The organism is Curvibacter delicatus NBRC 14919 (assembly GCF_001592265.1).
In the GTDB taxonomy this organism is placed as follows: domain Bacteria; phylum Pseudomonadota; class Gammaproteobacteria; order Burkholderiales; family Burkholderiaceae_C; genus Hylemonella; species Hylemonella delicata.
In genome coordinates, this window is sequence record NZ_BCWP01000068.1 from 1 (window position 1) to 8,081 (window position 8,081).

6 protein-coding genes are annotated in these 8,081 nt (G+C 66.9%); 2 read left to right on the forward strand and 4 right to left on the reverse strand.

Translation table 11 applies throughout. The features are described from left to right. Positions 1-7: 7 nt before the first annotated feature. Positions 8-463 carry a RidA family protein gene (locus CDE01S_RS17515; RefSeq protein WP_066710713.1) on the reverse strand — a complete coding sequence of 152 codons (456 nt, stop codon included), beginning with the start codon at positions 461-463 and terminating at the stop codon, positions 8-10. Between the two features lie 69 nt (positions 464-532). Between CDE01S_RS17515 and CDE01S_RS17520 the strand changes: the two genes are divergently transcribed. Both CDE01S_RS17520 and mltB read left to right on the forward strand, forming a co-directional pair. Beyond that, entirely contained in the window at positions 533-2,533 is a 2,001-nt protein-coding gene (locus CDE01S_RS17520; RefSeq protein WP_066710716.1) for a transglutaminase TgpA family protein, read from the forward strand. Between the two features lie 62 nt (positions 2,534-2,595). Next, positions 2,596-3,687, forward strand: coding sequence for a lytic murein transglycosylase B (gene mltB / locus CDE01S_RS17525; protein ID WP_084382979.1), 1,092 nt, complete (start codon positions 2,596-2,598; stop codon positions 3,685-3,687). Here the strand turns inward: mltB and CDE01S_RS17530 are convergent. The 3 genes from CDE01S_RS17530 to CDE01S_RS17540 form a co-directional block, all read right to left on the reverse strand. Then, complete coding sequence (locus CDE01S_RS17530) at positions 3,636-4,505, reverse strand: HDOD domain-containing protein (protein ID WP_066710719.1); 870 nt, start codon at positions 4,503-4,505, stop codon at positions 3,636-3,638. The two genes, mltB and CDE01S_RS17530, sit on opposite strands and share 52 nt — an antisense overlap. Before the next feature lie 46 nt (positions 4,506-4,551). After that, positions 4,552-6,981 (reverse strand): DNA internalization-related competence protein ComEC/Rec2, encoded by a 2,430-nt coding sequence (locus CDE01S_RS17535; RefSeq protein ID WP_066710722.1) that lies wholly within the window; start codon positions 6,979-6,981, stop codon positions 4,552-4,554. Between the two features lie 424 nt (positions 6,982-7,405). Continuing rightward, a complete protein-coding gene (locus tag CDE01S_RS17540) occupies positions 7,406-7,807 on the reverse strand; it encodes an energy transducer TonB (RefSeq protein WP_066710725.1) in 402 nt (133 codons plus the stop codon). Between the last annotated feature and the right edge of the window lie 274 nt (positions 7,808-8,081).

Sequence of the window (8,081 nt, forward strand, 5' to 3'; positions counted from 1 at the left end):
TTTTTTTTTACGCCAGTTCGGCGATCAGCTCGATCTCGACACAGGCCCCGAGCGGAATCTGGGCCACGCCGAAAGCGCTGCGCGCGTGGGCGCCTTTCTCGCCGAACACCTGGCCCAGCAGCTCGCTGGCGCCATTGGTCACCAGATGGTGTTCGGTGAAATCACCGGTCGAGTTGACCAGCGACATCAGCTTGACGATGCGCTTGACGCGGTTGAGATCACCCACGGCGGCATGCAGCGTACCCATCAGGTCAATGGCCACGCCGCGCGCAGCGGCCTGGCCTTCTTCCGTTGTCATGGTCTTGCCGAACTGGCCGACCCAGGGCTTGCCGTCCTTCTTGGCGATGTGGCCGCTGAGGAAGACCAGATTGCCGGTCTGCACAAAAGGCACGTAGGCGGCAGCCGGGACGGCGACCGGGGGCAGGGTGATGTTGAGTTCTTGGAGCTTGTCGTAAACGTTCATGGACGGGCCTTTCAAGTCGCAATTCAGACGTCCTGATTGTCGGGTATTGTTGCAGTCGGAAGTTCCCCCATGTTGAACCCGCTTGCCTCCTTGCCGCGCGACAGCCGCGACACCCTGTTTCTGCTGGCCGTGATCGCCTGGATCATGCTGCCGCAGATGGCGCACCTGCCCGGGTGGTGCAGTGCCCTGGCGGCGGCTGTGTTGCTCTGGCGCGGCTGGCTGGCGCTGACCCTGCGGCCACTGCCGGGCAAGTGGTGGTTGTTCGGTCTGCTGCTGCTCACCGTGGCGGCCACGCTGGCCAGCTACCGCACGCTGCTGGGGCGCGATGCCGGCGTGACGCTGATCGTGGTGCTGCTGGCGCTCAAGACGCTGGAGCTGCGCGCGCGGCGGGATGCCTTTGTCGTGTTTTTCCTCGGCTTCTTCACGATGCTGACGCAGTTCTTCTTCTCGCAGTCGCTGCTCACCGCCATGGCCATGCTGCTCGGGCTGCTCGGGCTGCTCACCGCCCTGGTGAACAGTCACATGCCGGTAGGCCGTCCCTCGCTGGGGCAGTCGGCGCGCCTGGCCGGCCGCATGGCGCTGCTGGGCGCGCCCATCATGCTGCTGCTGTTCCTGCTGTTTCCGCGCCTGGCGCCGCTGTGGGGCACGCCGGGTGACGCCATGAGCGGGCGCAGCGGCCTGTCGGGCAGCATGCAGGTCGGCAGCATCGCCCGCCTGGCGCTGGACGACAGCGTGGCCCTGCGCGTGCGCTTCGAGGGCACGCCACCACCGTCTGCCGAGCTGTACTTCCGCGGGCCGGTGCTGTCTACCTTCGATGGACGCGAATGGCAGGCCCTGCGCCCGACTTTCCCGCCGCATCTGCAAGCACCGGCCCAGCTGCAGGTCACCGGTGCGCCGCTGCGTTATGAAGTGACACTGGAGCCGAGCGGCCGGCCCTGGCTGCCGGTGCTGGATGCCACGCCCGAGCCGCCGCAGCTGCCGGCGTATGCGCCGCACATGACGCGCGAGCTGCAGTGGCTGGCCAATGCGCCGCTGCACGACATCGTGCGTTACCGCGTGCAGAGCTACCCGCAGTTCCGCCACGGCCCGCTGCGGCCGATGGCCGGCCTGCAGGACTACCTGGACCTGCCGGCCGGCTTCAACCCGCGCACGCTGCAGCTGGCGGCCGAATTGCGGCGCGAGTCACCGGGCGACGCGGGCGCCTTGATCGCCGCCGCGCTGGCGCGCCTGCGCAGCGGCGGCTACCGCTACACGCTGGAGCCGGGTGTCTTCGGGCAGCACAGTGCCGACGAATTCTGGTTCGACCGCAAGCAGGGGTTTTGCGAGCACATCGCCTCGTCCTTCGTCATCCTGCTGCGCGCTGCCGGCGTCCCGGCGCGCATCGTCACCGGCTACCAGGGCGGCGAGCGCAACACGGTCGATGATTTCTGGGTTGTACGCCAGAGCGATGCCCATGCCTGGACCGAGGTCTGGGTGAGTGGCCAGGGCTGGCTGCGCGTGGACCCGACCAGCGCGGTGGCGCCCGGGCGCATCGGCACGCTGCAGCGCCTGCAGGCCCCGCGTGGCGTGGTGGCCGATGCCATCAACACCGTCAGCCCGGTCGTGGCACTAAATCTGCGCGCTGTGTGGGAGGCCGTCAACAACCGCTGGAACCAGTGGGTGCTGAACTACACCCAGAGCCGCCAGCTCAACCTGCTGCGGGACCTTGGTTTCGAGTCGCCCAGCTGGGAAGACCTGGGGTTGCTGATGGCTGTTTGCATCGTGCTGCTCAGCCTGGCGGGCGCGGCCTGGGCCTTGTGGGAGCGGCGTCAGCACGACCCCTGGGTGCGTCTGTTCAAGGCCGCACAGCAGCGCCTGCGCCAGACGCAGGCCGCACCCGAGCTGACGCCACGGGCCTTGGCCCAGTCCCTGGTGCGCCAGCATGGCGCAGCCGATCCGCACGTGCAGGCCTGGCGCGACTGGCTGCTGCGGCTCGAAGCCTTGCGTTATGCGCCCGGCACGGCCGAGGGCGCCAAGCGGGGCCTGGCGGCGCTGCGGCGCGAGTTCAAACAATTACACTGCCCCCTGTGATCACGACATTTTTCCGAATTGCTCTTGTTTTGATAGCTGCCGGCGCCGTTTCCACGGGGGCTATGGCCACAAAACACACCAAGAAACCGAAAGCCCAGGCGAGCCGCACGCAGCCGGCCGGCCCGCTGTACGCCAGCCGACCCGAGGCCATGGTGCTGGCCGACGAGATTGCCGAGCGCCGGGGCCTGGACCGTGCCTGGGTGCGGCAAACCATCGGCCAGGCCCGCCAGCTGCCGCAGGTGGCCAAGCTCATGACGCCGGCGCCGGTGGGCACGCCCAAGAACTGGCAGCTCTACCGCAGCCGCTTCATCGAACCCCGGCGCATTGCTGCCGGTGTGCGCTTCTGGCAGGCGCAGCAGGCCACGCTGGCGCGGGCCGAGGCGGTTTACGGCGTGCCGGCCGAGATCATCGTCGGCATCATCGGCGTGGAGACCATCTACGGCCAGCAGACCGGCAGCTTCCGCGTGCTCGATGCGCTGGCCACCTTGGCGTTCGACTTTCCGGCGGCCCATCCGCGCGCGGCCGAGCGCAGCAAGTTCTTCCGCGGTGAACTGGAGCAACTGCTGAGCCTGCACAGCCGTGCCGGGCTGGACGCATTGAGCGTGCGTGGCAGTTACGCCGGCGCCATGGGGCTGCCGCAGTTCATGCCCTCCAGCTGGGCCAGGTTCGCGGTGGACTTCGACGGCGATGGCCGCATTGACCTCTTCAACAGCCCGGCCGACGTGATCGGTTCGGTGGCCAACTATTTCAGGACCTTCAACTGGCAGCCCGGCATGCCGACCCATTACAGCGTCGGTTTTGATCCGGACCGCCTCGACAAGGACGCGCTGCTGGCGCCCGACATCCTGCCCACCTTCCCGGTGGCCAGTTTCACCGCCAAGGGTGCCGTGCTCGACGCCGTCGGCCTGCGTCACAGCGGGCCGCTGGCGCTGGTGGAGTTGCAGAACGGCGAGGAGCCGCCGAGTTATGTGGCCGGCACCGAGAACTTCTATGTCATCACGCGCTACAACTGGAGCAGCTACTACGCGCTGGCGGTGATCGAACTCGGCCAGGCGGTTGCAGCCGCCCTGCGAACGCCGTGCCGGGCGAGTGATGCGCCGGCTCAGGCCAGCGTCACGCTCTCGAACACCGAGTGCAGCGCATCGACCCAGTGATCGACTTCCGACTCGTCGATCTGCAGGCAGGCCAGGCATTGCGTGCCATGCTGTTCCCACTCCCGTTGCGGCTGCACGCCTTCGAAGTCGGCTACCAGGTGTTCGGCCAGCGCGGCAATGGCCACCAGGCTGCGGATCTCGGCGGGCACCGCGCTGTCCTGTAGCACGGTGAAGTCGTGGTGCAGGCGCACCGCGATGGCCACCACCGGCGGCAGGTGCCAGGTCTTGGCCACGATGGCACCCACCACGGCATGGTCGGTGCGGTGCACCGCATTCTCGGTTTCGGTGAAACCCCGGTCCTGCCTTGCGAGGGCTTCGGCCAGGGTGCCGTCGTAGTCGCGCAGACCCTGCAGCATGATGGGAATGCCCACGTGCATGAACAGGCCGCAGGTCTGGGCCACCTCGGCATTCATGCCGTAGAGCTGGCGCGCAATGTAGGCCATGGCCAGCGAACGGCGGGTCGAGGTTTCCCAGAAGTGCTCGACCAGCGGTGAATTGATGCGGATGGCATGGCGCGTGAGAAAACCGGTCAGGATCGCCACGGCCTGCCCCATGCCCAGCATGACCACGGCCTCGCTCACGGTGTTGGCCGGGCGCGCGCGGGCGTACAGCGGGCTGTTGGCGGTGCGCAGCAGGGCCGCCGCCATGGCCACGTCGCTGCCGGCAATGCGGGCGATCTCGGCCGGGTCGGGGTCGGCCTTCTGCATTTCAAGCTGCAGTGCCGTCAGCAGCTCGGGGCAGGGCGGGATGACGATGTCGCGCACCGGCCCTGCGCGTTTGGCCTCATCCAGCTCCCGGTCGATATCCCCAACTTTCATGACATGGTCTCCAGTCAGGCCATTATGCGGAAAAATCCCAACCCCCTCAGGGTATGCGGTGTTGCCAGTAGCGCCGGGTCACCTCGCGCTGGCAGGTCACCTGCTGCGGTAACGTGGATTGCCAGTGTGCCGCACCGCAGTGCGGCGTGTCGACCACGCGCACCCCGCGCTCGGTGTAGCGCGCCAGCACGGGCGGCGCCGGGTGGCCAAAACGGTTGCGGTAGCCGGCCTGCACCAGCGCCAGCGAAGGCGCGACCGCGTCGAGAAAGACCGGGCTGCTGGAAGTCTTGCTGCCGTGGTGCGGCATCAGCAGCACCGTGGCCTGCAGCGGCGCGCCACGGGCCAGCAGTTGGGCCTCCTGCGCTTGTTCGATGTCGCCGGTCAGCAGGGCGGTTTGCGTGCCGTTGCTGATGCGCAGCACGCACGACAGCGCGTTGGAGCGACGGCCCCAGTCATAGTCTTCGGCGGTCGGGTGCAGCACCTCGAAGTGCACGCCATCCCAGTCCCAGGCCTGGCCGGCTTCGCAGCGTTCGGCGCGGCGCAAGGCCTGCAGCTCGTGATCGTCTTCGATCGAGCTCAGCAAGGTGGCGGCTGGCTGCATGGCCAGCACGGCCGCTGCGCCGCCGGTGTGGTCGCTGTCGCGGTGGCTCAGCACCAGGCGGTCCAGCCGCACATCGAGCGCACGCAACAGCGGCACCAGCACGCGGTGGCCGGCGTCGCTCTCTCGCGAGTAACGCGGTCCGGCATCAAACAGCAGCGCGTGGGTGGCGGTCTGCACCAGCACCGCATTGCCCTGGCCGATGTCGGCCGCCAGCAGCTCGAACTGGCCGGGCAGGGGGCGCGGTACCTGCCACAGCAGCACGGGCAACAGCAGCGGCAGGCCGAGCAGGCGCAGGCTCCATGGCAGCCGCATGACCAGCAGCACACCGCCAAGCAGGCCCGCCACGCCGGCCCACAAAGGCGCCTGCGCCACCGACAGCGTGGCCAGCGGCAGGCTGGCCAGCAGACCCAGGTACATGGTCAGCCACTGCACGGCCACGGCTGCCACCTCCCACAGCGGGGGCAGCAACACGCCCAGCAAGGCCAACGGCGTGACCACCAGCGTGACCCAGGGAATCGCCAGGACATTGGCGACCAGGCTCACCAGCGAGACCTGGCCGAACAGCAGCAAAGTGAGTGGGGTCAGTGTCAGCGTGATGATCCACTGCTCGCGCAGCATGGCCTGCACCCGGTGCCGCAGGCTGGCCCGCCCGAGTGGCCGCGTGCCGGCATCGGTGGCGAACAGCACGCCCACCGCCACGAAGCTGAGCCAGAAGCCGGCCTGCAGCAAGGCCCAGGGGTCCACGGCCACCACCACGGCGCACGCCAGCAGCCACACCAGCGGCCAGGGCCAGCGCCGCGCCGACAGACACAGCAACGTCACCGTGGCCAGCATCCACACCGTGCGCTGAGCCGGCACGCCCCAGCCGCTGAACAGTGCGTAGGCGATGGCCAGCAGCAGTCCGCCCAGCAGACCGGCCGTTGGCGCCGGCAATGCCAGGCACAGCCGCGGTGAGCGCCGCCACAGCCAGCCGATGGCCATGGCCGCCAGCCAGGCAAACAGCGTCACGTGCAGGCCCGAGATGCTCATCAGGTGCGCCACGCCGGTGGCGCGGAACACATCCCAGTCGGCGCGGTCAATCGCCTGCTGGTCGCCCACCACCAGCGCGGCCACCACGCCGGCCAGGCGCACACGCTCGCGTTCGTCACCGCCGCTGGCCAGCAGGCGTTCAAAGATGGCATCGCGCACCACCTGGCGCGCCCGCTCCATAGGGTGCCACCACGTTGTCGCCAGCCGCTGCGGCGCCGCGTCGCGCGGGCCGGCGCGCACATAACCGGTGGCCTGCAGGCCTTGCTCCCACAGCCAGAGCTCAAAGTCGAACCCATGCGGGTTGCTGCCGCCATGTGGCGCCTTCAGCCGCACCGTCATCTGCCAGCGCTCGCCGGCCTGCAAGGGCTGCGGCGCGCGCTGCAGGTCGGTCAGCAGCTCGCCGCCACCCCAGACGCCGCCGTACCAGCCCAGGTGCAGGCGCGGCGGCAGCGCGACCGGCTGGCCGTCGAGTTGCGCGCTCTCCACCTCGAAGCGGAAACGGGTGCCGGCTTCGCTGTACTGCGGCATGGCGGCCACCAGGCCGGTGACGGCGATGTCTTTGCCTTCCAGCGCCGGGGCGAGGGTGTGGCGGCTGAAAGCGGTGGCGCGCAGGCCGGTGCTGGCGAAGCCGAGCAGGGCGAAAGCCAGGGTGATGGCGGCGGCGCGTTGCCAGAATGCTATTGATTTGATAGCTTTTGGCGCAATCAGGATGAGGGCCAAGGCCAGAAAAAGCCCGTAAACCGTGATGGGCCAGAGTTCCGGTTGCTGCAGTTGCAGGGCCACGCCGGCGAGCCAGGCCGCGAGGGCGGGGGGCAGGAGTTGGGCGAGGTGCGGTGCTGCGCGCATGCGGGGGATGCTAACCGGCTGTTTGCTGGTTCGCGGGCTGTTGTGTTGCTGGGGTTGTGTCGGCTTGTGTCCTTGGCTGGGCCGGCGAGCCGGGTCTCGCCCCGGCGGGCGAGTCACCTTTCTTTGCTTCGCCAAAGAAAGGTAACCGAAAGAAAGGCGAGCCGGATTCGTCGGCCCTACGGGCACGCTGCGTTGCTCGGGTCAAGCGGGAGCCGCGCAAACTCGCCCTGCGGGCTCAGACATGCACGGCTCTTGATCCGCTTGCCCCTGCGCTACTCGCCTCCTCATAACGGCGGGGGAAACCGGATACCGGAAATCACAAGGACGCGCCGTGGCGCGTCCTTGATTCATTATGAAAATGAAACGGAGCATTGCTTCATCGGATCAAGGTGCTATCGGGAAATGTTTTATTCTTTGGAAGAAATCAGTCTGACCTGCCCAGCCGCTTGGGGATATGCACTGGTACGACTAAAGTTACTTCAGTCGGAATACCGTTAGCGATGTATGGCTTGAAGCGCATGCTGCGCATCGCGTGCAGGGCGGATTCGTCCAAGTCTGGATTGCCGCAGGAACTGAGTAAGGTAGTTTTGATGACGGTTCCTTCGGTATCCACGTGGGCACGGAGTGTGACAGGACCGACGACGGTTCCCTTCGCCACAATGCCTGCAACCCTTATCTTGAACGGCGTAACTGGACGCAAATTCTCAATCCTCACAATCTTGGCGGGCCAGTCAGAAGATGCCAATTCATTCGCGACAGAAATACCAAGATTCCAGATCAGGAACCAAGCCGTTGCAGCTTTAAGCAATATTTGGAGGATGCGCATAAGTTGTAGGTTGACAGAAGGGGGGGGCTTCCAATGAGGCGACCATTGAAGTAGCCAAGTGGAATTTTCGCTGCACAGCCACGCCGCAATGTGGCTAGATGCAACAGTTCATCTGATTGATTGTTAACTAAGAACTAACTGTCTTCTGTATGGCGTTGATTCCAGTAGTAGTTCGGTTTTCATTGCCGTTATGAGGAGGCGAGTAGCGCAGGGGCAAGCGGAAACAGAGGCGCAGATGTTTGAGCGCAGCGAGTTTCTGCGCCTCCCGCTTGAG

Excerpts from the sequence above, each read along its gene's own strand:
- CDE01S_RS17520 (WP_066710716.1), top strand. The coding sequence starts at position 533 with ATGTTGAACCCGCTTGCCTCCTTGCCGCGCGACAGCCGCGACACCCTG.
- CDE01S_RS17540 (WP_066710725.1), bottom strand. The coding sequence starts at position 7,807 with ATGCGCATCCTCCAAATATTGCTTAAAGCTGCAACGGCTTGGTTCCTG.
- CDE01S_RS17535 (WP_066710722.1), bottom strand. The coding sequence starts at position 6,981 with ATGCGCGCAGCACCGCACCTCGCCCAACTCCTGCCCCCCGCCCTCGCG.
- CDE01S_RS17515 (WP_066710713.1), bottom strand. The coding sequence starts at position 463 with ATGAACGTTTACGACAAGCTCCAAGAACTCAACATCACCCTGCCCCCG.
- CDE01S_RS17530 (WP_066710719.1), bottom strand. The coding sequence starts at position 4,505 with ATGAAAGTTGGGGATATCGACCGGGAGCTGGATGAGGCCAAACGCGCA.
- mltB (WP_084382979.1), top strand. The coding sequence starts at position 2,596 with ATGGCCACAAAACACACCAAGAAACCGAAAGCCCAGGCGAGCCGCACG.